This window comes from Nocardia nepalensis, assembly GCF_048910785.1.
Lineage (GTDB): Bacteria > Actinomycetota > Actinomycetes > Mycobacteriales > Mycobacteriaceae > Nocardia > Nocardia nepalensis.
In genome coordinates, this window is the sequence record NZ_JBKBET010000020.1 from 982,072 (window position 1) to 1,005,427 (window position 23,356).

Consider the following 23,356-nt stretch of genomic DNA (forward strand, 5'->3'; position numbering starts at 1 on the left):
AAACCGACCAGTCCGCCCTGGCCGGGCCGGGGCGACGCGAATGCGAATATCGTTCGCCGTCCTCAACACCATTGCGGTATATGGGCTTCCAAGCGCACACTTCGGTAATCCAAGTGGTTGATGGGGGAAACCGTGGCAGACGGTACTCGGGATCGCATTGTCGCCGAAGCACTGCGCCTTATTCGCCGAAAAGGGTTACGCGGCCACCAGCGTGGCGGCGATCGAGGAGGCGGCCGGACTTTCGCCGCGCTCCGGGGCGCTGTACACACATTTCGGGTCCAAGGAGCAGGTGCTGGCCACGGCCGTCGAAGGCGCGGTGAAGCTGGCGGAGACCGGTTTCGCACTGGCACCGATGTTTCCGCTGGGCGACCTGCGGGCCGAACTCATTCTGGTGGCGCGTGGCTCGCTGCTGCTGATGACGAACTGGCGCAATCTGATTCGGGTCATGATTAAGGAGAGCGACCAGTTCCCCGAGGTGATGTCGCAGGCCAGAGAGCGACTGTTCACGCCCTCGTATCGTTATCTCGCCAACTGGCTGACCGAACGCGCCGTGCAGGAAGGTCTGCCCGAGCGCGACTTCGAGGCGACGGCTTCGGTGTGGCTCGGTGCGATCGAGAACTACTGGGTGATGTCGAACCTCTACCACCATCCGCCGTTCGGTATGGACGACGAACGGTTCGTAGCCGAATGGGTTGATTCCCTACTCACCGCACTGGGGGCGAAACAATGACACATACCTTCGATCTCAATGATCCCGCGGTCATCGCGGACCCGTATCCGAGCTACGCGCGAATGCGCGACGAAGCGCCGGTACACCACTCGACCGACCCGGATCTTTGGCTGGTCAGCCGCTACGACGACGTTCGCACCGTGGTACGCGACGCTCAGCGGTTCTCCTCCGCGGTCTCCGCGATCGACTCCGATCCGTTCAACCCGAGCATGCAGCCACCGAAACTGGTGCGTCGCCTGTTCGCCGGAATACCTGCCGTCCGAGTGCTGCTCACCAGTGATCCGCCGGATCATACGATGTTGCGGCGCAAGGTGAGTCGCGTATTCACCCCGCGCCGGATCACCGAATGGGAGCCGCGGATCCGCGAGGTGACCGCGCGGCTGATGGACGATATGTTGTCCGCCGACCGACCCGCGGATCTGATCCGCGATCTCGCTTCACCATTGCCCGCGACGATCATCGCCGAAATGCTGGGCGTGCCCGCGGCGCGCCAGGACGATTTCAAGCGCTGGTCCGATGAACTGGTCGACGGACTGCTCACCGGCGGCAGCCGAACCAAAATGATCCGCAGCGCGATCGCCATCTCCTGGTTTTTCGTCCGCACCATTCGCCGACGCCGCCGCGCACCCGGTGACGACCTGATCAGCCTGCTGATCACCGGATCCGGTGAGGAGGCGCTCACCCTCCCCGAAACCGTCAACTTCTGTGTCCTGCTGTTGGTCGCCGGCCACGAGACGACAACCAACCTCATCGCCAATGCCATGCTCGCGCTCTTCGACCGTCCCGATCTCCGCGACCAGGTCCGGGCGAATCCGGAGCTGGCCGCGGCTGTCATCGCGGAGGCGCTGCGCTTCGACGGTCCAGGCCAAGGTCTGCTGCGCGTCGCACGGACGGATATCGAACTGAGCGGCACGACGATTCCCGCGGGCGCCTTCGTGCTGCCGCTGATCGGTTCCGCCAATCGCGACCCGCGCCAATTTCCGGCCCCGGACGAATTCCGCTTGAACCGCCCGAATATCCAGGACCACTTGGCCTTCGGCGCGGGCATCCACTACTGCATCGGTAGCGCCCTCGCCCGCATGGAAGCCACCGCAGCCATCGAAGAAATCACCCGCCGCCTCCCCGATATCGCCCCCGCTGGCACTCCCCGACGCATCGCCAGCCCCGTCTTACGCGGTCTGCGCACCCAACCGATAACCTTCACCCGCACCGAAATACCCGCCTGCCACCCCTGACGTGCACCTTGCTGGCACCCCGGCGTGCGAGGTGAAAGCAGCGCCCAATCGGCCAGGCATACCGCCTACGCGATGCCGAGACCGCCACACTGCGGGCCGTCGACCGGTTACCACCTGACGGAGTTACGCCTGGGCGGCGAGGCGGACGAAGGCTGCGGTATCGAGGGTTTCGCCGCGGGCGGTCGGAGCGATTCCGGCGGCCAGCAGGCGGCGTTCGGCCTCGGCGGGGGAACCTGCCCAGGTGCCGAGGGCGGCGCGGAGGGTTTTGCGGCGTTGGGCGAAGGCGGCGTCGACGACCTCGAAGACGCGGCGGCGGTGTGCTTCGTCCATCGGCCACGGCGGTTCGGCGTAGCGCTCGATGCGGACCAAACCGGATTCGACGCGCGGCACCGGCCAGAAGACCTGGGTGCCGACCGCGCCCGCGCGGCGCACGGTCCCGAAAAAGCCCGCCTTGACGCTGGGGACGCCATAGATGCGGCTGCCGGGCTCGGCGGCGAGGCGGTCGGCGACCTCCGCCTGCACCATCACCAATGAGGTTGTGATGCTGGGCAATTCGGCCAGCAGATGCAGCAGCACCGGCACGGCCACGTTATAGGGCAGGTTCGCGACCAGCGCGGACGGTCGCGTCGGCAGATCCCCCGCGCGAACGCGCAGCGCGTCGGCCTCGACAACCTGCAACTGCCCGGCCAGTTCCGGCGCACGATCCGCGACGGTCAATGGAAGATGCCGGGCGAGAACGGGATCGATCTCGACCGCGACGACCGAATCCACCACATCGAGCAGCGCCAAAGTCAACGAGCCGAGCCCGGGCCCGACCTCGAGCACGGTATCCCCGCGCCCGACCCCCGCGGCCGCGACAATGCGCCGCACCGTATTGGCGTCGTGCACGAAGTTCTGCCCGAGCTGCTTGGTCGGCCGCACGCCGAGCCGCTCCGCCAGCGCCCGCACTTCGGCGGGCCCGAGCAGCGCGGCGCTCCCACGAGCGGAAATATCGGGTTCGGACACGACGGACAACGTATCAACCCGCCTATCCACTACCGGTCAGGGAGTCGAACTCAGCCGATGCCGAGGCGGCTGGTGCAGGCGGGCCAGGCGCCCCAGCCCTGGCGGGCGCGGGTGACCTCGGCGATGGCGATTTGCTCTTCGCGGGTGGCGAGGTCGGCGCGGGGGGCGTACTTCAGACCACCCTGGCGCTCCCAGGTGCCCTGGTCGAATTGGATGCCGCCGTAGTAGCCGTTGCCGGTGTTGATGGCCCAGTTACCGGTGGATTCGCAGCGGGCCAGCGCATCCCAGATCGCGCCGTCGCGCACCGGCGGCACCTCGGTGCCGGGCTTGGCGCCCTTGCGCACGGTCTTGGGCTGCGCCGTCACCGTGACATTGGCGGCGATCGGCTGCCTGCTCACCTCTTGGCCATTGACCATGGTGACCGCGAAGGTGACGTCTTGCACGCCGGGCGCGCCCTGACTCTCCACCACCGACCGGCTCATATTCATGGTCGGATCCTCGATCACATTCTCCGGCGGATCCAGCGGCATCGTCTCGACCTTGTTCTCGATGCGCTTGCGGGTCACCACGATCCGCAGACCATCGGTCAGCGGGGTGGTCGCCGCGGGCTCGACGGTGTCCTGCTGGATCAGCGGAATGCCCGCGACGGCAAGGAAATCACCGACGGTCGGCGCGGCCAGTCGGACGTCGACCGGATTGCCGATGCCATCGAGCAGCGATACCGAGCGCGGGCTGGAGATCTGCAGCGCGGCGCCCTCCAGCGGCAGCCGCTCGGTGCGGGCCGGGGAAACGAACACCTCGCCGGGCAGGTGCAACTGGTCGACCACATCGCCGGCGGTCAGGCCGGTGGACCAGACCTTCTCGACCTTGCCGTCGAGCGACAGCGCGACCTCACGGGCCCGATTCAGCGTGATGGTGGCGCCATCGGTAATCGTCGCGGCCAGCGCTGGCCGAACCAGGTCGCGGTCGTTCACATCGAGCCCCGCGGCCCGCAGCACTCCGCTGACGTTGCGCGACATGGTGGTCTGGGTCATCTGTTCGCCGTCCACGACGACCGTGACCGTCTTGCGGTTCACGATGGCCATCGCGGCACCGACGATCAGCGTCACCAGCAGCGCCGCGACCGCCGCGTACAGCATCGGCGAGCGGGACTGGTTGATCCTCGAGAATGGGGACATGGTCACAGTACGATAACGAAGGGGTCAGGGGTCGACAACCGTAGACTTCCTAGCGGCGGGTTTCAATATCACAAACTGATATCGACGCCGCAGGTAAATCACAAAACATGCCGACCATAGTGACCTAGACCACACTTACGTGATCCAGTCCCCTTACATGCGCCGACCGCCCGATATCGGAGTTCGAATCAAGATCAATCGGAAGTCGTCGGCCCGCAGCCATTACGGCGCACGCCGATCCATGCGCGCCCAACGCTCATCGAGACTGCGCGAAACAATTGCATTTCAGATTCCGTAGATGCGCCGCGCGTTCGCGGTAGTGATTTTGGCCAGCGCGCGCGGATCCTGTTCGCGCAATTCCGCGAGCGCGCGCACGGTGTACGGCAGGCAGTAGGGCTCATTCGGCGCGCCGCGGAATGGGTGCGGGGTCAGATAGGGCGCATCGGTCTCGACCAGAATCTGATCGTCGGGCACCACCTTGGCGGCCTCGCGCAATTCATGCGCGTTCTTGAAACTCACCGTGCCGGAGAAGCTGAGGATGTAGCCCTCGGCCACACAGGACATCGCCATATTGGCGTCCGAGGAAAAGCAATGGAAGATCACGGTTTCCGGGGCGCCCTCGTCCAGCAATACCGTCAGCAGATCGTGGTCGGCCTCGCGGTTGTGGATCATCAGCGGTTTACCCAGGCGCTTGGCCAGGTCGATATGCCAGCGAAATCCTTCGACCTGATCCTCGATGTCGGCGCAGCCGTCGAGTTTGCCGGGCCAGTAGTAATCGAGTCCGGTCTCGCCGATCGCCACGACGCGCGGGTCGGCGGCCAATCGCTCCAGCTCGGCCTTGGTCGCTTCGTCGAGCGCATTGGCCCGCGTCGGATGCAGGGCGACCGCGGCGAATACCCGTCGATCCCAGTTCGCGGCCCGCACCGCCCACTGCGCCGCGGCCAGATCGTCGGCGACGGTGACCACCTGGCCGACACCGACCGAGGCCGCGCGGTCCACGACCGCCGCCGTCGACTCCGCATCGGTCGCCCCGCAGGCGTCCAGATGGGTATGCGCGTCCACCAGCGGCGCGAGCGGTTCCGGCAATTCCGGCGCGGCGCGCTTGGCGCTCATCGGCCGGCTCCGGCGCGGCAGAATACGGGCGCCTGACGGCGGTCATCGTCTCCGGGGATATTCACGTGAGCGTCGGAATCCACGCGCATTACAGTAGACACACCATGACGCCAGCCGACCGCCCCGCCTTCTACATCACCACGGCCATCGCATACCCGAACGGTGCGCCGCACATCGGGCATGCGTACGAGTACATCTCGTCCGACGCCCTCGCCCGCTTCAAGCGGCTCGACGGATTCGACGTGTTCTTCATGACCGGCACCGACGAGCACGGGCAGAAGATGCAGCAGACGGCGGTCGCCGAGGGTGTGCCGGTGGAGGAGCTCGCCGCGCGCAATTCGGATGTGTTCGAGGCGTTGGACAAGACGCTCGATGTCTCCTTCGACCGCTTCATCCGCACCACCGACGACGACCATCAGGTTGCCAGCGCCGCGATCTGGGAGCGGATGCTCGCCAACGGCGATATCTACCTGGACAACTACTCGGGCTGGTACTCGGTGCGCGACGAGGCGTTCTACACCGAGGAAGAGACGACGCTGCTCGACGACGGCACCCGGATCTCGACCGAATCGAAGACGCCGGTCACCTGGACCGAGGAGTCGAACTACTTCTTCCGGCTGTCGAACTACCAGGACAAGCTGCTCGCGCTCTACGACGAACATCCCGAATTCATCGCGCCCGCAACGGCTCGCAACGAGATGGTGAGTTATGTGAAGGCGGGTCTGAAGGACCTGTCCATTTCGCGCACCACCTTCGACTGGGGCGTGCCGGTGCCCGGACATCCCGATCACGTGATGTACGTGTGGGTGGACGCGCTCACCAACTACATCACCGGCGTCGGCTTCCCGGATACGGAATCTGCTGCGTTCCAGCGGTTCTGGCCCGCCGACGTGCACATCATCGGTAAGGACATCACCCGGTTCCACACCGTGTACTGGCCCGCGTTCCTGATGTCGGCCGGAATCGAATTGCCGAAACGCGTTTTCGTGCACGGGTTCCTGTACAACAAGGGCGAGAAGATGTCCAAGTCGGTCGGCAATGTGGTCGACCCGCTCGCGCTCGTCGACGAATACGGCGTCGACGCGCTGCGCTTCTTCCTGCTGCGCGAGATCTCCTACGGTCAGGACGGCAGCTACAGCCACGAGGCGATCGTCGGCCGGATCAATACCGATCTTGCCAATGAATTCGGAAATCTCGTGCAGCGCAGCCTGAAGCTGGTCGCACGCGACTGCGGCGGCGTGGTGCCGACGCCGGGCGAATTCACCGAGGCCGACCGCGCCCTGCTCGACCGCGCCAACGGTCTGCTGGAGCGCTGCCGTACCGAATTCGACGCGCAGCAAATGCATTTGGCGCTGGAGGCGATCTGGCTGACCCTCGGCGAGGCCAACCGCTACTTCTCCGCCGAGGCGCCGTGGGCGCTGGCCAAGACCGCTACCGAAGAGTCGCTGGCCCGCGAGGCGACGGTGCTGTACGTGACCATCGAACTGCTGCGCATCGTCGCCATCCTGGTCCAGCCGGTCATGCCCGAATCCGCAGGCAAGATCCTCGATCTGCTGGCCAGCCAGAATCGCACCTTCGCCGATATCGCGACCCCGCTGGTTCCCGGCACCCCGCTGCCGGAGCCCGAAGCGGTCTACCCGCGCTACGTGGAGCCGAAGAAGTAATCAGCAGAAGGCGATACGTAGCACGAGGCGTTCCAGGCGGCTACCGCATCTGGGATAACAAGACGCGCCGCTACTGGGGTGATCATTACCAGCTGTGCCCGGACGATCTGCTGATCGAGCTCAATGGCGCGGCCGACTACGCGACGATCACCGCATTGCTGAAGCGCTACCGCTCGATAAAGCGGTAGCGCCTCAGGTTCGGCCGGACCTACTTCCAGCGATCGAGCAGCCGGTTGATCTCGGCGGTCAGCGCCCACTGCAGCAGCGGTCCGAAGGTGATTCGGCCGACGCCCTGATCGGCGAACACGGCCTTATCGGACTTGTCGGGCAGCCCGACCACGCTGACCGGCAGCGGCAATTCGCTGGTCAGGCGGCGCATATCGGCATCGGAGTGCCGCCCCGCCGGGAACAGCGAATCCGCGCCCGCGGCGGCGGCCAGCTTCAGCCGCGCGATGGCGCGATCGACGCGATCGCTCGCGTCGCCGTCCTCGCGCATGAACAGGTCGGTGCGCGCATTGATGACCACGTGCACACCCGCCGCGTCGGCGAACTGACGCAGGCCGCGCACGAAGTCCGCATGCTCCTCGGGCGTGCGCAACCGACCGCCCTCGCTGTGCACCGTGTCCTCGACATTGAGGCCGATCGCGCCCGCCTCCAACAGTCCCTCGATCAACTGCGCGGGCTCGAGCCCATAACCGGATTCGATATCGACGGAGACCGGAACTTCGACCGCACCGGTGATCTGCCGGACGCGAGTCAACAGCTCCGCGAACGTCATCCCTTCCTTATCGCTGCGCCCGACCGAATCGGCGACCGGATGACTACCCAGGGTCAGCGCCGAGAATCCCGCCTCGACAGCGACTTTCGCCGACCACGCATCCCACACCGTCGGAAAGACACCGGGATCGCCCGGCACATGCAATTCGAGAAACGCCTTCGCCTTGCTTTCCAAAGAGGTCATGACACCGATCATCGTCTCGCCCGTGACCGATGGCACTATGACACTCCCCATGCGCCCCACTGTGAGTGTCGGCGATGGCGTGTCGGGTTACGAGGTGTCACCGCCGTGGCGACGAGCAACCAGGACCGCGTCGTAGAGCTCGCGGCGGGAAACCCCGGTCTCGGCCGCCACCTGCGCGCACGCGTCCTTGAGACGAATGCCTTCGGCGGTCAGCGATTCGACCTCCTCGACCAGATCGGCGGGGTCGGCCGCGGTGAGTTGCGCGCCCGCGAGGACGACGGTGATCTCGCCACGGGCCCCATCGACCGCCCAGGCGGCGAGTTCACCGAGGTTGCCGCGGACGACCTCCTCGTAGGTCTTGGTCAGTTCCCGGCAGACCGCGGCGCGCCGGTCCGGACCGAGCACCTCGACCGCATCGGCCAGGCAGTCGGCTAGACGGTGCGGCGCCTCGAAGAATACGCAGGCCCGCGGTTCGGTAAGCAAGGTGCGCAACCACTCTCGGCGCTGACCGGATTTGCGTGGCGCGAATCCGTCGAAGCAGAAGCGCTCCACCGGCAGCGCGGACAGTGCGAGCGCGGTGGTCACCGCCGATGGTCCGGGCAGGCAGGTCACCGGCAGTTCACGCGCCACGCAGGCCACCACCATGCGATAGCCCGGATCGCTCACCGATGGCATGCCCGCATCGGTCACCAGCAACACCGTGCGACCATTCTCGATCTCGTCGAGCAGCGCCGGAATCTTCGCGGCCTCCACATGGTCGTCGAAACGCTGCACCCGTCCGGTGATCTCCACCTCCAGGGCCTTGGCGAGGGCACGGGTGCGTCGGGTGTCCTCGGCGGCGACGATATCGGCGGATCCGAGCGCCTCGCGCAGCCGCTGTGAGGCATCGCCGATCTCGCCCATCGGCGTCGCAGCGAGCACCAATCGACCCGCCGTCACCTCGCTCCCCCGCCTCCCCGGGCCTTTTGCCCGTCGTCAGCGGCTCGAGGCTCGATCACCAGACCGGCGGTTGGGTGCGCGACAAGTTCTGGGCGTACCCGGTGAGTTACCCATGTCCTCACGAAATCAGTCGCTGCGTTCACCAGTCGAGATTCTGTCATCACGCGAAAACGAATCCCGTGCCGGGTGATCGCACCGATGCCGACACGCGGGCGGACTCGCCTCACCCTGATCTGCGGGTGGTGCTCGGGAAATCCCTCGACCACTGCTCACGGTGTGATTCGCGCGGCGGCGCGCTCACCGGTGCGGGTCCCGGTGGCGCGCACAGCATACGATCGGGGCGTGACCCAGGTGACCGACCAGCGCGCGACCGTAGCCGGGGCCGTGCCCTCTTGGTCGAGCCCCGCGCCACTGCGGCCATCGCCCGATTTCGGGCCGCTCGACAAGATGCGGGGGTGGGTGGTCACCGCTGTCCTCACCGCCATCGCGGCGCTGACGCGGTTCATTCTGCTGGACTATCCGACCGACGCGTACACCCCGGTCTTCGACGAGAAGCACTACGCGCCGCAGGCCTGGCAGATCCTCACCGGTGGCGGCGTCGAGGACAATCCCGCATACGGGCTGGTGGTGCATCCGCCGATCGGCAAGCAGCTGATCGCGGTGGGCGAGTGGATGTTCGGGTACACCGGCTGGGGTTGGCGATTCAGCGCGGCGGTGGCGGGCACGGTGCTGGTACTGCTCGTCATCCGCATCGTGCGGCGGATGGCGCGTTCCACCATGATCGGCGCGATCGCGGGCATTCTGCTGATCGCCGACGGACTCACCTTCGTCTCCTCGCGCATCGGCATGCTCGACATCTTCATGGCGGTGCTGGTCACCGCCGCATTCGGCTGTCTGATCGTGGATCGTGACGAGGTCAGGGCCCGAATCGCGCTGGCGGACTACCAGGGTCGCATCGACGCGAGCGAATGGGGGCCGCGACTCGGGGTGCGCTGGTGGCGCTTCGGGGCCGGGGTGTTGCTCGGACTGTCTTGCGGCACAAAGTGGTCCGGCATGTACTTCATCCTCGCGTTCGGCCTCATGAGCGTCTGGTTCGACGCCTCCGCGCGACGCACCTACGGTGTGCGCCGCCCGTGGGTCGGCACGGCGGTGCGCGATATCGGGCCCGCGCTGTACGCGCTGGTGCTGATCCCGCTCGGGGTGTATCTGGCCAGCTACTGGGCCTGGTTCGCCAGTGAGGACGGCGTGTTCCGGTACGCGGTCGGCAATCAGGTCGGCCGCGGCGGGCCGTGGTCGTTCCTCCCGAACGCGCTGCGCTCACTGTGGTACTACAGCGGCGAGACGCTGCGCTTCCACGAGGGCCTGACCAATTCGGCGGGTAACCATCACCCCTGGGAATCCAAGCCGTGGACTTGGCCGATGGGTCTGCGGCCGATGCTCTACTACTACGCCGACAACGGCGTCACCGGATGCGGCCAGACCCAGTGCGTGAAGGCCGTCATGCTGATCGGGACCCCGGCGATCTGGTGGATCGCGTTCCCGGTACTGGCCTGGATGCTGTGGCGCAGCGTGGTCCGCCGCGACTGGCGCTACGCGGCGATCCTGACCGGATACGGTGCCGGACTGCTGCCCTGGTTCTTCACCCTCGACCGGCAGATGTACTACTTCTACGCGGTGCCGCTGGCCCCGTTCCTGGTGATGGGGATCGCGCTGGTCTGCGGCGATATTCTCGGCCCGGCCCGCGCGATGCCGATACCACGCAGTCCCGCGGGCACCTATCTGCCCGCGGTACCGAACGAACGGCGCAGCCTCGGACTGCTCGCGGTATGCATCTACCTCGGCCTCGTGATCGCCAACTTCATCTGGCTCTGGCCCATCCTCACCGCGCTCCCGATCACCCCGGGCAACTGGCACGACCATCTCTGGCTGCCCAGCTGGCGCTGATCCCGCGTCTCGACCGATGACGGGACCCACCATGGGCCGCACTGGGCCCGAGGCGCACAGCACCGGGCGCGGCGAACGGCGGCACCGAAACACAACGACCACGGCGGCACGACCGATGCCGGAGTGGCCCTACAGTCGAGGGCTAACCCTCCATTGCCGCCCTGACGTACCGCAGTGCCGCCTCGTCATCCAGGCCGAGCCGTCGAATAGTGGCGACGTAATCGGTCGCGGCGCGGCCTGCTAGATCCTTGGTCGGGTCGCCCGAGGACGCGATGAAAGAGCCTTGCCTGCCGCGGGTTTCGACCACGCCGTCGGCCTCGAGTTCCCGATAGGCGCGGGCGACGGTATTCGGCGCGAGCCCGAGCTGCGCGGCGAGGGCCCGCACGGTCGGTATCTTCGTGCCCGCCGTCAGCTCACCCGAGCGCACCTGTGCGATGACGCCGAGCCGCAGCTGTTCGTAGGGCGGAATCGACGAATCGTGGGTCACGGTAATGGTGAACATCGCACGCTCACACATCATCTCGGGACAGCGGACAGGACATGCACCGCGGTCCGCCACGGCCGGAACCCAATTCGGAGCCCGGGATGCGCAGCACCTCGATGCCCGCATCCTCGAGCCTGGTATTGGTCATATCGTTGCGCTCGTAGGCGACCACCACGCCGGGCATGAGCGCAAGGGTGTTGTTCCCGTCGTCCCATTGCTCGCGTTCGGCGGTCACCACGTCGAGTCCGGTATCGATGACCCGCAGTTTGCCGATGCCCATCGCATCCGCGGCCGCCGGCAGGAACGGATCGGGTCCGCGCATGCTCACCCTGGCCTGGTCGTTGCGGCCGCCGTAGTCGTCTTCGCGATGAATCGTGAACGCGCACAGCGAATCCCGGATCGCCGGATACATCACCACGGCATCGGTGTCGACCATGGTGCAGACGGTGTCCAGGTGCATGGTCGCGCGGTTCTGCGCGATCGGGACGACCAGCACGGTGTGCGCGAGATCGTCGTCGAACAGACTGCGCGCCAACGCTTCCGCGCCCGCGGGCGAGGTGCGCTCGCCCACACCGACGGCCACCACCCCCGGCGCGAGCAGCAGCACATCACCGCCCTCGATCGGCGCGGTATGCGATTCGTAGGCCCGCCGGACACCGAGAAAGCGGGGATGGAACGCGTAGATCAGATCGGTCAGCGAGGTCTCGCGGGTCCGGGCGGGCAGCGCGAGTGAGGTGATCGCGACCCTCGGGCCGACCCAGAACGAGGAATCCCTGGTGAACAGCAGATTCGGCAGCGGATCGATGACGAAGTCGTGGCCGTGGTGCATGCGCCGCACCAGCGAGGTGTTGTCGCCGCCGAAGGGCAGCTCGTCGAAGGTCATCCCGGCCATCAGGATATTGGCCAGATCCCTGGCCCGGACGCCACGCAGGAAGGCCGCGAGTTCGTCGGCCAGCGTATGCCCGAGCTTGCGCGCGTCGACGGCCCCGGAGATGCCCTGGATGCGGGCGGCGCCGCTGACCGAGAGGGTTTCGGCGAGCAGATCCGAGAGCAACAGCACCTCGACGCCGCGTTCGCGCAGCACGCCGCTGAAGGTGTCGTGCTCCTGTTGGGCCCGCTCGACCCAGGGGATGCCGTCGAAGAGCAGCTGATCGTTATTGCGCGGAGTCAACCGCCGCAGCTCGTCACCGGGCCGGTGCAGCAGCACCGTGCGCAGGGTGCCGACCTCGGAGGTGACCGCCAGCCGACCACCCGGATCACCGACACCGCCCAGCCCATCGCCCGCTTCATCCGCACCGCCTTCGTGCCCCGCCCGCACCGCGTCTGCTCCCATGATCCGACCGTAGTTCGCCGAAGGCGTAAGAGCACGCAATTGGCCCGACCCTTTCGAGCGACCTGCAAGCAGTCGCTACGGATAACCGATTCTCACCCCAGCACACCCTAACCTGAAGTATTGTTCAGGTGAATGGAGGAGCGTGATGTCGACAACCGATTGGCGAGCGAAGGAGCTGACCCCCGGGCAGCTGTCCGAGCGTAGCGGAGTAGCGGTCTCCGCGTTGCACTTCTACGAACGCGAGGGTTTGATCACGAGCCGTCGCACCAGTGGAAATCAGCGCAGATACGCGCGCGAAACGCTGCGCCGCGTCGCCTTCATCCGCATCTCCCAGCGGGTCGGCATTCCGTTGAGTGAAATCCGCGCCGCCCTGGACAAACTCCCCGAGGGCCGCACGCCCACCCGGCGCGACTGGGAAACCCTCTCCACCACTTGGCGCGCCGACCTCGACGACCGCATCACCCAGCTGACTCGCCTGCGCGACAACCTGACCGGCTGCATCGGCTGCGGCTGTCTATCACTCGGCAGCTGCCGACTGGTCAACGAACACGACCGCCTCGGCGAGCAGGGACCGGGCGCCCGCGTACTCGATGTGACGCTCAACTGTCCTTCGAAACCAGCAGCCTGTTGAACCGATCGCTGGTGCGGCGCAACACTAATTCGTAGGGATAGGCGAATTTCCGTGCCCACCAATAGCTGAAACGGATATCGAAGGAGGTGTAGATAAGGAACCGATTGCGCTCGATACCGCGAAGGATCTCCGCCGCAACATGTTCCGGCGATACCGCGTGTTTGGTGAACGCGGCGGTGAGTCGCTGTACCCGGGGATCGGCCTTGTCCACACCTACCAGTTCGAAGGTCTGCACCAGCGGTGTATTCACCGCGCCGGGCACCACCAGATGCACCGAAATACCGTGGCGCCGTAGGTCGAATCGCAAGACCTCGGAGACGCCGCGGATGCCGTACTTGGCCGCGCTGTAGGCGGCATGCCATGGCAGCGCGAGGATTCCGGCCGCCGAGGAGACATTCACCAGTGCCCCACCGCGTTTCGCCCGGATCATCGGCGGCACGAAGTTCTCGATCACGTGGATCGGGCCCATCAGGTTGACGTCCACCATCTTTCGCCAATGCCGGTGCTCGAGGTTTTCGACGGTGCCCCAGGCGGAGGTGCCGGCGATATTCATCACGATATCGAGGCTGCCGAATTCGGCGTGCACGTCGGCGGCGAAGGCGGTGACCGCGTCGTAGTCGGTGATATCGAGTGCACGCGACGCGAGCACGCTTGCGCCCGTTTCCTTGATGATGCGCACCGTATCCTCGAGGCCTTCGGTGTTGATATCGGTCAGCACCAGTTGGGCTCCGGCGGCCGCGGATGCCACGGCGGTCGCCCGGCCTATGCCGCTCGCCGCGCCGGTGACGAGCACCTTCGCATCCCGCACTGTCTTCCTGCGACCAAAGCCCAGCACACCGGATCCCATCTCGAATAGCCGAATCGGTTGCACGCAGGGTACGCGGCAACGGCGACGTTCTGAGGTTCATACGGCGCAGGCGAGCCGAATAGTTCGAACCGGGGTCGCGGACTATCGTCCGAGCACAGCGAGCATCCCCGCGACCGCACGCGGCCAAGTGAACTGCTCGGCTCGGCTGCGGGCCGCCTTGCGACGCCTGGCGGTCGGCAGCGCGAGCACGTCGGTGACCGCCTGGGCGAAGGCGGACGGCCGATCGGCGGCGACGGCGCCGCATTCGGCGGTCACGATATCGGCGAGCGCCGAGGACCGGCTCGCGACAACCGGCGTGCCCGCCGCAAGTGCCTCCAGCGCGGCGAGCCCGAATGTCTCGTGCGGACCGGGTGCCAGCGAAACATCGGCGGTGGCAAGCAGTTTCGCCACCATCGCCCGATCGGTGATGAATCCCGTGAAGTGCACGGCCGGTAGCCCACCCGGCAGCGCCGGCAAGGCCCGCGCCCGACGCTCCAGGGCTTCGCGCCGCGGCCCCTCCCCCGCGACGACCAGCCGGGCCTGCACGCCCGCCTTGCGTAGCGCGCCGATGGCCTCGATGCTGCGATCCACCCGCTTCTCCACCGATAACCTGCCGCAGTGCACCAGCAGCGGATGCCCCGCCGCGCCCAGATCGGCCCGCAGCCGGTAGTCGCGGCGGCGCGGGCTGAACAACTCCAGATCCACCCCGAGCGGCACCAGTTCGACATTGGGCGCATCGATGCGCAGGAACTCGGCCCGCGCGAATTCCGTCGTGCAGACCACGATGTCGTAACTGTCGGCGGTGCGCCGATTGGCGACGTCGGCGCATCGGCGCGCCGCCGGACCCGGCATGATCTGGCCGAGCAGCCGGTCCAGCCGCTCGTGCGAGATCATTACGCTGGCCACATCGCGGGTGCGCGCCCAGCGCCCGAACCCCCGCAGCGTCAGCCGATCCGATACCTCGAGCACGTCCGGCCGCAACCCGGCCAGCACATCGGCCACCCGCCGCGGATCCGCCGCCCGGTATCCACCCGTCCACGGAATAGCCAAAGCGGGCAAGGTGATCCGCACGGCACCGGTCGGCAGGATCTCCTCGGCCCGGCGCGGCCCCGGCACGATCAGCACCACCTCATGTCCGGCGGCCACATAGCCCTCGCCCAGATGATGCAGTGCGGTGCGCAGCCCACCCGACCGCGGACCGTAGAAGTTCGCCAGTTGCACGATGCGCACACCGCCGATCGTGCAGCGAATCGGGTTCCCCCTGGAACCGGTGCGCCCAACAGCGCATGAACACCCGTGAAAGACCCTGCTAACGGGTACGTCCCGGTTGCACGCGGGGCGCGCGGCTACCCGTCCCCGCTCGAACCGGGCACCGATACCCGGTTCACACCACACCCTCACGAGCCCATCACGCGCATCCCCGTCGACCGCACGCACCAACTCGCCCCGCACCCACACCACTCACTGCCCCGGAACCGCCCAGCGACACCTACTCACCCGGTTCACACCACACCCTGACGAGCCCATGACCTGGATCCCCGTCGACAGCTCGCGCCAACTCGGCCCGCGCTCGAACCCATTCATCCCCGTCGAAGCGCACCCGGAGCAGCAGTTCCAGAGGGCCGTCGTGACCGCTCGCCAGGGTCGCGTCGTGGCGACGGGACAGCCCGAGCGGCGGCAGACGATCCGAACTCGCGGCGGACCCGCAGCAGGCTCCCCCAGTCCTTGGTGCGATCACCATCCGCGACGAGGGTCGGTTGCTGGTGATGACCGAGCGTTTCGATCAGCAACCAGCTGTTTTCCGACACGGTCAGGCCCGCGTCGTACCCCGGCCCGCCCGGGGCAGATCGAGATCCAACGGGATCCGGCCGACGCTCAGATGCGACTCCACCTCGTCGGCGGGCATCGGCCGCGCGATCAGGAACCCTTGCGCCCGATAGCAACCCAATCCGACCAGGGTGCGCGCGGCGACCGGCGTCTCGACGCCCTCCCCGACCACACCGAGCCCGAACGACCCGGCCAACCCGATGATGGATTTCACGATCGCCAGATCGTCGGTGCTCGCGCCGAGGCGCTGCACGAACCCGCGGTCGATCTTCACCGCGTCCACCGGAAGCGCCTTGAGATGCGAGAGCGAGCTGTAGCCGGTGCCGAAATCGTCGATGGCGATCTGCACACCCATCCGCTTGAGCCCGCGCAGCGTGACCTGGGTCCGCGCCAGATCCTGCACGACCACATGTTCGGTGATCTCCAGGCAGACCGAACTGCCATCGATCCCGAACAGCCGCAGGATGTCCTCGATCCGCTCCACGAAGTCCAGGCTGACCAGCTGAACCGGCGACACATTGATCCGCATCACCACATTCGCCGCGAGCCCGCGCCTGCGCCATTCGGCGAACTGGGCACACGCCGACCGAATCACCCAACGCCCCAGCTCACCCGCGAGATTGGTGGCCTCCGCGACCGTGACGAACGCACCGGGCGGCAGCAACCCCCTGGTCGGATGCAACCAGCGCACCAGCGCCTCCAGCGCGACAACCCGGCCGGTGCGCAGATCGACCTCGGGCTGGTAGTGCAGCAGTAGCGATCCGTCGGAGACCGCGCCGCGCAGATTCAGCTCCACATCGTCCTGCAGTTCGAACTGCGCGCGCATGGCGTCGGTGAAGACCGCGACGCCGTTGCCGCCGCCCGATTTCGCCGACAGCAGCGCGTGGTCGGCCCGGCGCAGCACGTCGGCGACCGTGGTTTCACCGGGAATGCCCACCGCGACACCGACACTGGCGCCGCGGCTGACCGATTCCCCGCCGACGGTGACCCGCCGTCCGATGAGCTGCTGGATCCGCGTCGCCTCCAACTCGGCCGCCACCGGATCCATCGGTTTGGCTGGCACGATGACGAATTCGTCGCCGCCGAGCCGGGCGATCATGTCATTCGGATCGAGATTCTCGCGCAGTCGCGAGGAGAGTGTGCGGATGAAATTGTCCCCCGCGGTATGCCCCAGAAAATCGTTGAGCGCCTTGAGCCGGTCGAGATCGAGGAAGAATGCGGCGACCGGGCCCGGGCTGCCCTGTCTCAGCCGCTCCTCCATATGTTCGAGCAGCGCACGCCGGTTCGCTAAACCGGTCAGATCGTCGTGCAGGGCGATATAGCGCAGCCGCTCCTCGGCCACCACGCGGGCCTGCAACTGGGCGAAGAGTGCGGCGATCGCCTTGAGCACATTCAGTTCCCGGGTGCTCCAGTCCCGGTCGCCCTGTTTGATGAATCCGAGCACGCCGGTCGACTCACCGCGCGACAGCAGCGGCACGGCCGCCATCGCGACCTGCGGGATGCCCGAGGAGCGCCGGATGGTCTCCTGATAGTCGGCGGACTGCTGGGTTGGCCGCACGATGATCGGCTCGGTGGCGTGTTCCAACTCGCGGAAGACCGAGTCCGCGTGCTCGAAATGCACGATCTTCAGCGGGTCCGGATCCGGTATGTCACCGCGGTGCGGCCACTCCGCGATGAGCACCGTGGCCCGCTGCTCTCGATCGGTATGGCGTAGGTAGCTGAAATCGACGTCGAAATGCTCGACCAGTCTGGCCAGCACGCGTTCACTCGCCGCCACCATCGTCGTGGCGTCGACGCCCATCAACTCGGAGGCGACCTGGGTCACCAGTGAGTCGAGCGTTCGCCGAGGCACCTATTCTCCGATCGCGCTAGCTGCGGTTGCCCGCGCCCGGCACTGGAAGCCGCCTGCTGCGGACCGTGGCTGCTGCCGCATAGCTCAGGCGAAGCACCAATGCCATGATCTCATGCCCAGGCACTCCCAGCAGGTCCAGGAAACGGCCCTGAAGTGACGTTAGTGTATCCGCGAAATCCGGGGAAATCCCTTTCAGCTCGTCGGGGTGCCGCGCATAAAGAAATAACGGCGACACCGGTTGCACCGCGAGACCGAGCCGTTGCGCCTCGATCCACACCCGCTGCACCGCCGCGCCGCCGCGCGCGTAATCGGCGAGTGATACCGATGCGGAGCCGGATCGACGCGGAAAAGTTACCGCGAGCAGCGCCGAACTCGACAGCACCCGATCCCGGGTGTACTCGCCGAGCGCGGCCCCGCCGGACCATTCGCGCAACCGATCCATGACGTCCGAGCGCACCCCGATCCGGATTTTGGCCTGCTCGTCGGCGGCCAATTCCATGCTCCGGATATCGATCCCGCTGCGCGGATCTTCACCGGGCCAGCGCAGTTCGCTGAACAGCTCCTGATGCAGGCGCGGGGTCAGATACCGGATGCGATCGGATTCCGACAGCAGCGCGGCCGCGGTTCGGAGGTCGTCGGGTTCGGTGACCGCCCTGACCATCGCATCGGCGGCGACCGCCTCCAGTGCGGGCAGGACGTGGTCGGCCAACGGCGCGCCGGTGCCGAAGCGGCGGTTCGTCTCGCGGGTCAGCGCGTCCGGATGGTCCCGGGCCAGCACGGAGTCGGTGCCGTTGCCGAGGTGCAGCACCGCGGATAGCGCGGTGGAGTTGTCCTCGATGAACTCGTGCTCGCCGAGGATGCCGTGCGCGGCCGCCGCGGCACGGGCGTTGTGCAGCGCCGCACCGATCGAGACGGCGCTGCCGCGATAACCGATATCCAGTGCCGACGAGCGGGTTCGGACGAGGTCGATGCGCAGCTCATCCCCGTCGACCCGCAGCAGCCACGGCTGGGTATTGCCGCCCGAGGGCGCACGCTGTGCGCACTCCAGCACCTTTTCGAGGGCGGTTCCGTTCGATTCCGGCGCGACAGCTTCCGACGCCGGATATTCGTCGGATACCTTCTCGCATCCGGGCTCCGGTTCGGCCAGTTCGTCGAGACCGCACTCGAGATCGAACCTGGTCCGGCCGGAGGACAGCTTCTGCCCGAGCCCGATCCGGCGCACCGCGGCCGCCACGATGGCCGCGCCCAACTGCACGTCGCCGCCGAGCTGCGGCCAGGTCGTCACGGTTTCGTCGATCTCGACCAGGCTGGCCGCCATCCGGGCCGAAAGCTCCTTCGGATCCAGGATCCGCATGACATGCGGCGCCTTGTCCTTGGTGGACAGCCCGCGCAGATCGGCCCCGACGGTCGCGCCGAGCAGACCGTGGAACGGCGGACGGTCCGGTTCGAGGTCGTAGCGCTCGACATCGAGCAGACCGCGATCGCTGGTATCCATCAACAGCGGAATGCGGTGGCGGCGGGCGGCTTCCCGGACCGCGAATTTGATATCGAGCGAATCGCATTCCTCGACGACGACCGACAACCCGGACATGAACTCGTCGATGGTGTCCTCGCCGATGCCCGCGGTGTGCACCTCGACCGGCAGATAGGGATCAAGTTCGGCGATCCGGCGCGCGGTCACGATCGACTTGTTCACCCCGATATCGAAGATCCCGCCGGGCACCCGATTCAGATTCGACAGCTCGATATCGTCGAAATCGGCCAGGCGCAGCAGGCCGCAGGTGCCCTCGAGGGCCAGCGCGTAGGCGACCGCGTGGCCGACGCTCTGCCCGACCACCCCGACCGCGAGACCGGCGCAACGTTGCTGTTCGACGCGGGTGAGCTTGTTCTGATTGCGGTCCAATCGAATGGCCCGGTACGTCTCTTCGCCGGGCAGCCCGACAAGCGTGCGCCGCCACGGGTAATAGACCCATCGGTCTGTCTCAGGGCCGCCCAGATCCGGTGGCGGCCGACGCACCTTGGCGAGCTCGGCGCGCAGCACATCACGGAGGTCGTGAATGCGGACCTGCGGCGATTTCCGCAATTGCACGAGGACGTGCGCGTCGTCTGCTGTTGTCTCGTCGAGAATCAGCGGGCGATGGTCCGCGGGGAGGTCACCGTTCATGCCTGCGCCAGTCCTCCGATCCCTGGTCTACCCGAGGGAGCTCGACCGAGTGGCGACAGCCAAGCATCGAGCGCGGCATGCTCCAGCGCGATCAATGAACTCTGCAATTTGGCGGCTAATGACCGATATGTCCGAGCGTCCCACCACATCGGGATGGTCCGATAGCGGTCGTCCGGATAGGGCACCGACGGTATCCGATCGGCGACATAACCACCGCTGGAACGGTACAGACCGATATTGCGCGTGGCAGTGGTGACGAAGGCGAACCGGGCGTCGAGCAGCCGCGCGGCGTGCACGACACAGCGCGATATCGCGGCGGCGAGCGCGGCGCGCTGTTCGGCCGCCCGTGCGACCCAGACCGCCTTCACCTCGACCACCCCCTCCGGTATCCGGTCGGCAACCATCGCGCGCAACTCGGCGGAACCGGGTCGACCGGCCCACGCGCCGAGGGCGTGCACCTCGTCGGCGACACCGTAGGGACCCTGCGCCCGCAATCCCGCGACGACCGCGCCGGTCGGGTCGACCGCGGCGAAGAACAGCGATGTCGAACGGCCATCGACAACGCTGTCGTATTCCAAAGCGTGATCAACGCCGTAGTGCCGGTAAACCTGCAGCGCACCGCGCAGATAACGGCGCCACAGATCGGGATGAGCCTGCGGAGTAGCGACATGAAAGACATAACCGGAATGCATGTCGCGAAACCGCAACACCTCGGCATCGCGCGTGCCCCCGGGGCCGACTGCGATTGTTTCGACAGTCATGGTGTTCCTACTCCGTTTGCTACCGCACATCCGCGCGGTCACCGAGCCGGTCTGGCCGACTCGCCAGACGACTCGCCGATCGGGTGAGTTTGCCTAGGGCAGTATCCGTCATCGGACAAGAATTGACCAGCCGTCTGGTTAATCTTCCGAAAACTAATTGTTGAACTCGAAATTACCGCAGGTCAGCACGCTCGAACAAGCCATCGAATAAAAGAGAGAGACCAGTCGGTACTCACGCAGTTAACAATTAGCAAATCTAAACCAGGATGGAGATGAACAACTCGACCGAGTCCGGCCCGCGCCAGATCTCGATCTCCTCCCGGTAGGCCCGGGTGATCTCGGCGGAGGCCGTCGCATCGTCGACCTGGGCCCACACATCCTCGACCGGATCGTGGTAGTCCCCGTTCGGTTCGAACCGAGCGTAGACACCCTTGGGCACCTTGACCAGTACATCGCCCACCGGAACCGCACTCGGATCCGAATACTCGAAACAAACAACGGCGTTGTAATTCCCGGCCGGATCCGGCACGTACACCGTGTACATCGGCTGGTCGGCGCCCGCGCGGTCGCGCAGCCGATCCTTGAGGAATTCGATCAGGTCGCTATTGCTGACCTTGAAGCTCGGACGTACCCGCGGCACCACCAGACCGCCGTAGATGGCCTCGCGGCGCACCACGATCGCATAGGTCATCGCGCATCGACCGCCAGATAGAGTTCGATCTTGTACGCATGTGGATAACACTCGAAATCGCCGGTGTAGGTGCGTTTGATGTAGTTGTGTTCCTCGGCGTAGGCGATCTGCGTCCACAAGTCGGTCATCACCTGCGGGAAGTTACCGACCGAGGAGAAGCGGGCATAGGTGCCGCGCGGCAGCCGCGCCACCAGATGACCGCGGGTGACATCGTCGAAGGACACGCACTCGTAGCCGACGATCTGAGTGTTGTAGGTGCCGAGTTCACCGGAGTAGTCGGTGTATGCGCTGGCCAGCGGGCCGCCGAGTTCCTGATGCAGTACCGCTGCCCAAGCGGCCTCCAGATCGTGGTCACGCAGTTCCCCGAGCGCACGTTTCGGGCTGCGCACCGGCAACCCGGCCACCCACGTTTCGTCTCGCTCGACGATTTCAAACTGCATGGAAAGGCTCTTTCGAGGTGAACCCGGGGGCGTTGCCCGCATCCGGTCGGTCAGAAAGGCCATGCTATCAACTCGCCACCGTGGTCCGGCTCACATGTCCGGGTCGTTACCCACTACTCACCGGCCCGTCGAACTGGTCATGCGACCTGTACGCAAACAGATGGCTATCGATGCATAGTGGACTTGATCGTCTCGCCTATCGCTGATCGTGGCATCGACGAACCGACGAACGGAGTTCAGATGAACGCAGGCGCGATCTACGACGAATTGGACAGGCGCGCGGCGGAAGTGACCGATCAGGTCATCCAGTGGCGACACCATCTGCACCAGCATCCCGAGCTGTCCAACCGCGAGTCGAACACCGCCGCGCTCATCGCCGACCATCTGCGCTCGCTGCACCTGGACGAGGTGCGCACCGGCATCGCCGGATACGGCATCGTCGGGGTGCTGCGCGGCGACCGGGGCGGCGACCGGACGATCGCGCTGCGCGCCGATATCGACGCGCTGCCCGTGCCCGACCTGTGTGGTGTCGATTTCGCGTCGAAGGTCGTGGATGACAAATACCCCGGCGGACCGTTCCCGGTCTCGCACGCCTGCGGCCACGACTGTCACACCGCGATGCTGATGGGCGCGGCCTCGGTACTGACCGGTGTCCGCGACCAGCTGCCTGGCACCGTGCTGTTCGTCTTCCAACCCGCCGAGGAGGGGCCGCCGGTGAACGAAAAGGGCGGCGCAAAGCAAATGCTCGCCGAGGGTGCGCTTGATGATCCGGCTCCGACCATGGCATTCGGCTTCCACGTCACGCCCTATCCCAAGGGCTACATCGGATATCGGATCGGCAACCAGTTCGGCGCCTCCTGCCTGGTCAAGATCACCATTACCGGGCATCAGGTGCACGGGTCGACACCGTGGATGGGTGTCGATCCGATGCCCGCGGCCGGCGCCGTCATCACCGGCATCGGCCAGCTCTACCGGCAGATCAGCGCGTTCGACCCGGTCACCGTCAGCATCGGCCACGTGGAGGATGTGGGCCGGTTCAATGTCATCGGCCAGACCGTGACGCTGTGGGGCACCATCCGCTGTGCCGTCGAGACCGATATGGCCGATATCCAGAAGCGCCTCGACACCCTCGCCGTGTATTCGGCGCAGGCCTACAACTGTTCGGCGACAGTCGAATACCTCCAGGACGTGCCCGCCGTGCGCAACAGCGAGGAGTGGATCGAAGCGGGGCTGCCGACGTTCCGGCGCGTCGCGGGGGCGGATAAGGTCACCCCGACGATCCCGACGCTCGGGTATGACGACGTCTCCGAATTCGTCAACAAATACGGTGGTCTCTATGTGACGCTCGGCGTGCAGGATTCCGAGCTCGACCCGAAAACCGGCATGCCCGTACCCGTTCCGGGTGGCCGGGGTATGGCGATGAACCACAATCCGCTCTTCTATGCCGATGACGGGCAGCTCGTCACCGGCGTGCGGTTGCATGCGCACGTCGCCTATGACCACCTCAACGGCACGCTGTCGCCGAAATGACCCGCCCGCTATGTGATCGAATGCCAT

Annotated in this window: 20 protein-coding genes; 6 read left to right on the forward strand and 14 right to left on the reverse strand. The window is 66.3% G+C overall.

The window, feature by feature from the left end; all coding sequences use genetic code 11:
• Positions 1-157: 157 nt before the first annotated feature.
• Together ACHQ4I_RS15710 and ACHQ4I_RS15715 are read left to right on the forward strand one after the other, a co-directional pair.
• Positions 158-730 carry a TetR/AcrR family transcriptional regulator gene (locus tag ACHQ4I_RS15710; protein ID WP_420772439.1) on the forward strand — a complete coding sequence of 191 codons (573 nt, stop codon included), beginning with the start codon at positions 158-160 and terminating at the stop codon, positions 728-730.
• Complete coding sequence (locus ACHQ4I_RS15715) at positions 727-1,965, forward strand: cytochrome P450 (protein WP_420772440.1); 1,239 nt, start codon at positions 727-729, stop codon at positions 1,963-1,965. Before ACHQ4I_RS15710 ends, ACHQ4I_RS15715 begins: the two co-directional genes overlap by 4 nt.
• 123 nt (positions 1,966-2,088) lie before the next feature.
• Here the strand turns inward: ACHQ4I_RS15715 and rsmA are convergent, their stop codons facing one another.
• The 3 genes from rsmA to ACHQ4I_RS15730 form a co-directional block, all read right to left on the reverse strand.
• Positions 2,089-2,970: a 16S rRNA (adenine(1518)-N(6)/adenine(1519)-N(6))-dimethyltransferase RsmA gene (gene rsmA, locus ACHQ4I_RS15720; protein ID WP_420772441.1), complete on the reverse strand. Its 882-nt coding sequence runs from the start codon at positions 2,968-2,970 to the stop codon at positions 2,089-2,091.
• Between the two features lie 50 nt (positions 2,971-3,020).
• On the reverse strand, positions 3,021-4,148 hold the full coding sequence (locus ACHQ4I_RS15725) for a transglycosylase family protein (RefSeq protein WP_420772442.1): 1,128 nt from the start codon (positions 4,146-4,148) through the stop codon (positions 3,021-3,023).
• Positions 4,149-4,433: 285 nt separating this feature from the next.
• Positions 4,434-5,261 carry a TatD family hydrolase gene (locus tag ACHQ4I_RS15730; protein ID WP_420772443.1) on the reverse strand — a complete coding sequence of 276 codons (828 nt, stop codon included), beginning with the start codon at positions 5,259-5,261 and terminating at the stop codon, positions 4,434-4,436.
• 104 nt (positions 5,262-5,365) lie between these two features.
• On the opposite strand from ACHQ4I_RS15730, the gene metG reads away from it, so the two are divergent.
• Complete coding sequence (metG, locus tag ACHQ4I_RS15735) at positions 5,366-6,925, forward strand: methionine--tRNA ligase (RefSeq protein ID WP_420772444.1); 1,560 nt, start codon at positions 5,366-5,368, stop codon at positions 6,923-6,925.
• 208 nt (positions 6,926-7,133) lie between these two features.
• Here metG and ACHQ4I_RS15740 read toward each other — a convergent pair whose 3' ends face one another.
• Together ACHQ4I_RS15740 and rsmI are read right to left on the reverse strand one after the other, a co-directional pair.
• Complete coding sequence (locus tag ACHQ4I_RS15740; RefSeq protein ID WP_420772445.1) at positions 7,134-7,886, reverse strand: isocitrate lyase/PEP mutase family protein; 753 nt, start codon at positions 7,884-7,886, stop codon at positions 7,134-7,136.
• A gap of 87 nt (positions 7,887-7,973) precedes the next feature.
• Complete coding sequence (gene rsmI / locus ACHQ4I_RS15745; protein ID WP_420772446.1) at positions 7,974-8,825, reverse strand: 16S rRNA (cytidine(1402)-2'-O)-methyltransferase; 852 nt, start codon at positions 8,823-8,825, stop codon at positions 7,974-7,976.
• 342 nt (positions 8,826-9,167) lie between these two features.
• Between rsmI and ACHQ4I_RS15750 the strand changes: the two genes are divergently transcribed.
• Positions 9,168-10,769 carry a dolichyl-phosphate-mannose--protein mannosyltransferase gene (locus tag ACHQ4I_RS15750; RefSeq protein WP_420772447.1) on the forward strand — a complete coding sequence of 534 codons (1,602 nt, stop codon included), beginning with the start codon at positions 9,168-9,170 and terminating at the stop codon, positions 10,767-10,769.
• A 142-nt stretch (positions 10,770-10,911) separates the two neighbouring features.
• Here the strand turns inward: ACHQ4I_RS15750 and ACHQ4I_RS15755 are convergent, their stop codons facing one another.
• Both ACHQ4I_RS15755 and arcA read right to left on the reverse strand, forming a co-directional pair.
• Positions 10,912-11,271 (reverse strand): GntR family transcriptional regulator, encoded by a 360-nt coding sequence (locus tag ACHQ4I_RS15755; RefSeq protein ID WP_420772448.1) that lies wholly within the window; start codon positions 11,269-11,271, stop codon positions 10,912-10,914.
• A 7-nt stretch (positions 11,272-11,278) separates the two neighbouring features.
• Entirely contained in the window at positions 11,279-12,586 is a 1,308-nt protein-coding gene (gene arcA, locus ACHQ4I_RS15760) for an arginine deiminase (protein ID WP_420772449.1), read from the reverse strand.
• A gap of 145 nt (positions 12,587-12,731) precedes the next feature.
• On the opposite strand from arcA, the gene soxR reads away from it, so the two are divergent.
• Positions 12,732-13,217, forward strand: a complete 486-nt coding sequence (gene soxR / locus ACHQ4I_RS15765) for a redox-sensitive transcriptional activator SoxR (protein ID WP_355176626.1) — start codon at positions 12,732-12,734, stop codon at positions 13,215-13,217.
• On the opposite strand, the gene ACHQ4I_RS15770 is transcribed toward soxR, so the two are convergent.
• The 7 genes from ACHQ4I_RS15770 to ACHQ4I_RS15800 all read right to left on the reverse strand — a co-directional run bounded on the left by ACHQ4I_RS15770 (position 13,186) and on the right by ACHQ4I_RS15800 (position 21,799).
• Positions 13,186-14,064 carry an SDR family oxidoreductase gene (locus tag ACHQ4I_RS15770; RefSeq protein WP_420772450.1) on the reverse strand — a complete coding sequence of 293 codons (879 nt, stop codon included), beginning with the start codon at positions 14,062-14,064 and terminating at the stop codon, positions 13,186-13,188. The genes soxR and ACHQ4I_RS15770 overlap by 32 nt on opposite strands.
• A gap of 102 nt (positions 14,065-14,166) precedes the next feature.
• The gene (locus tag ACHQ4I_RS15775; RefSeq protein WP_420772451.1) at positions 14,167-15,294 is read right to left on the reverse strand and encodes a glycosyltransferase; all 1,128 of its coding nucleotides are present in this window, start codon (positions 15,292-15,294) and stop codon (positions 14,167-14,169) included.
• Positions 15,295-15,874: 580 nt separating this feature from the next.
• Entirely contained in the window at positions 15,875-17,692 is a 1,818-nt protein-coding gene (locus ACHQ4I_RS15780) for a putative bifunctional diguanylate cyclase/phosphodiesterase (protein WP_420772719.1), read from the reverse strand.
• A 67-nt stretch (positions 17,693-17,759) separates the two neighbouring features.
• Positions 17,760-19,907 carry an Rv1355c family protein gene (locus tag ACHQ4I_RS15785; protein ID WP_420772452.1) on the reverse strand — a complete coding sequence of 716 codons (2,148 nt, stop codon included), beginning with the start codon at positions 19,905-19,907 and terminating at the stop codon, positions 17,760-17,762.
• Positions 19,904-20,668 (reverse strand): hypothetical protein, encoded by a 765-nt coding sequence (locus ACHQ4I_RS15790; protein WP_420772453.1) that lies wholly within the window; start codon positions 20,666-20,668, stop codon positions 19,904-19,906. The genes ACHQ4I_RS15785 and ACHQ4I_RS15790 overlap by 4 nt, the downstream gene beginning before the upstream one ends.
• Positions 20,669-20,924: 256 nt before the next feature.
• On the reverse strand, positions 20,925-21,359 hold the full coding sequence (locus ACHQ4I_RS15795; RefSeq protein WP_420772454.1) for an effector binding domain-containing protein: 435 nt from the start codon (positions 21,357-21,359) through the stop codon (positions 20,925-20,927).
• Complete coding sequence (locus ACHQ4I_RS15800) at positions 21,356-21,799, reverse strand: GyrI-like domain-containing protein (RefSeq protein ID WP_420772455.1); 444 nt, start codon at positions 21,797-21,799, stop codon at positions 21,356-21,358. Before ACHQ4I_RS15800 ends, ACHQ4I_RS15795 begins: the two co-directional genes overlap by 4 nt.
• Before the next feature lie 240 nt (positions 21,800-22,039).
• Between ACHQ4I_RS15800 and ACHQ4I_RS15805 the strand changes: the two genes are divergently transcribed.
• Positions 22,040-23,329, forward strand: a complete 1,290-nt coding sequence (locus tag ACHQ4I_RS15805; RefSeq protein ID WP_420772456.1) for a M20 metallopeptidase family protein — start codon at positions 22,040-22,042, stop codon at positions 23,327-23,329.
• The last annotated feature ends 27 nt before the right edge of the window (positions 23,330-23,356 follow it).

What these genes read in the sequence shown, in the direction of transcription:
- ACHQ4I_RS15715 (WP_420772440.1), top strand. Translation starts at nt 727, where the DNA reads ATGACACATACCTTCGATCTCAATGATCCCGCGGTCATCGCGGACCCG.
- ACHQ4I_RS15725 (WP_420772442.1), bottom strand. Translation starts at nt 4,148, where the DNA reads ATGTCCCCATTCTCGAGGATCAACCAGTCCCGCTCGCCGATGCTGTAC.
- ACHQ4I_RS15730 (WP_420772443.1), bottom strand. Translation starts at nt 5,261, where the DNA reads ATGAGCGCCAAGCGCGCCGCGCCGGAATTGCCGGAACCGCTCGCGCCG.
- metG (WP_420772444.1), top strand. Translation starts at nt 5,366, where the DNA reads ATGACGCCAGCCGACCGCCCCGCCTTCTACATCACCACGGCCATCGCA.
- ACHQ4I_RS15740 (WP_420772445.1), bottom strand. Translation starts at nt 7,886, where the DNA reads ATGACCTCTTTGGAAAGCAAGGCGAAGGCGTTTCTCGAATTGCATGTG.
- ACHQ4I_RS15755 (WP_420772448.1), bottom strand. Translation starts at nt 11,271, where the DNA reads ATGTTCACCATTACCGTGACCCACGATTCGTCGATTCCGCCCTACGAA.
- arcA (WP_420772449.1), bottom strand. Translation starts at nt 12,586, where the DNA reads ATGGGAGCAGACGCGGTGCGGGCGGGGCACGAAGGCGGTGCGGATGAA.
- soxR (WP_355176626.1), top strand. Translation starts at nt 12,732, where the DNA reads ATGTCGACAACCGATTGGCGAGCGAAGGAGCTGACCCCCGGGCAGCTG.
- ACHQ4I_RS15770 (WP_420772450.1), bottom strand. Translation starts at nt 14,064, where the DNA reads ATGGGATCCGGTGTGCTGGGCTTTGGTCGCAGGAAGACAGTGCGGGAT.
- ACHQ4I_RS15780 (WP_420772719.1), bottom strand. Translation starts at nt 17,692, where the DNA reads ATGGGCGTCGACGCCACGACGATGGTGGCGGCGAGTGAACGCGTGCTG.
- ACHQ4I_RS15785 (WP_420772452.1), bottom strand. Translation starts at nt 19,907, where the DNA reads ATGAACGGTGACCTCCCCGCGGACCATCGCCCGCTGATTCTCGACGAG.
- ACHQ4I_RS15790 (WP_420772453.1), bottom strand. Translation starts at nt 20,668, where the DNA reads ATGACTGTCGAAACAATCGCAGTCGGCCCCGGGGGCACGCGCGATGCC.
- ACHQ4I_RS15795 (WP_420772454.1), bottom strand. Translation starts at nt 21,359, where the DNA reads ATGACCTATGCGATCGTGGTGCGCCGCGAGGCCATCTACGGCGGTCTG.
- ACHQ4I_RS15800 (WP_420772455.1), bottom strand. Translation starts at nt 21,799, where the DNA reads ATGCAGTTTGAAATCGTCGAGCGAGACGAAACGTGGGTGGCCGGGTTG.
- ACHQ4I_RS15805 (WP_420772456.1), top strand. Translation starts at nt 22,040, where the DNA reads ATGAACGCAGGCGCGATCTACGACGAATTGGACAGGCGCGCGGCGGAA.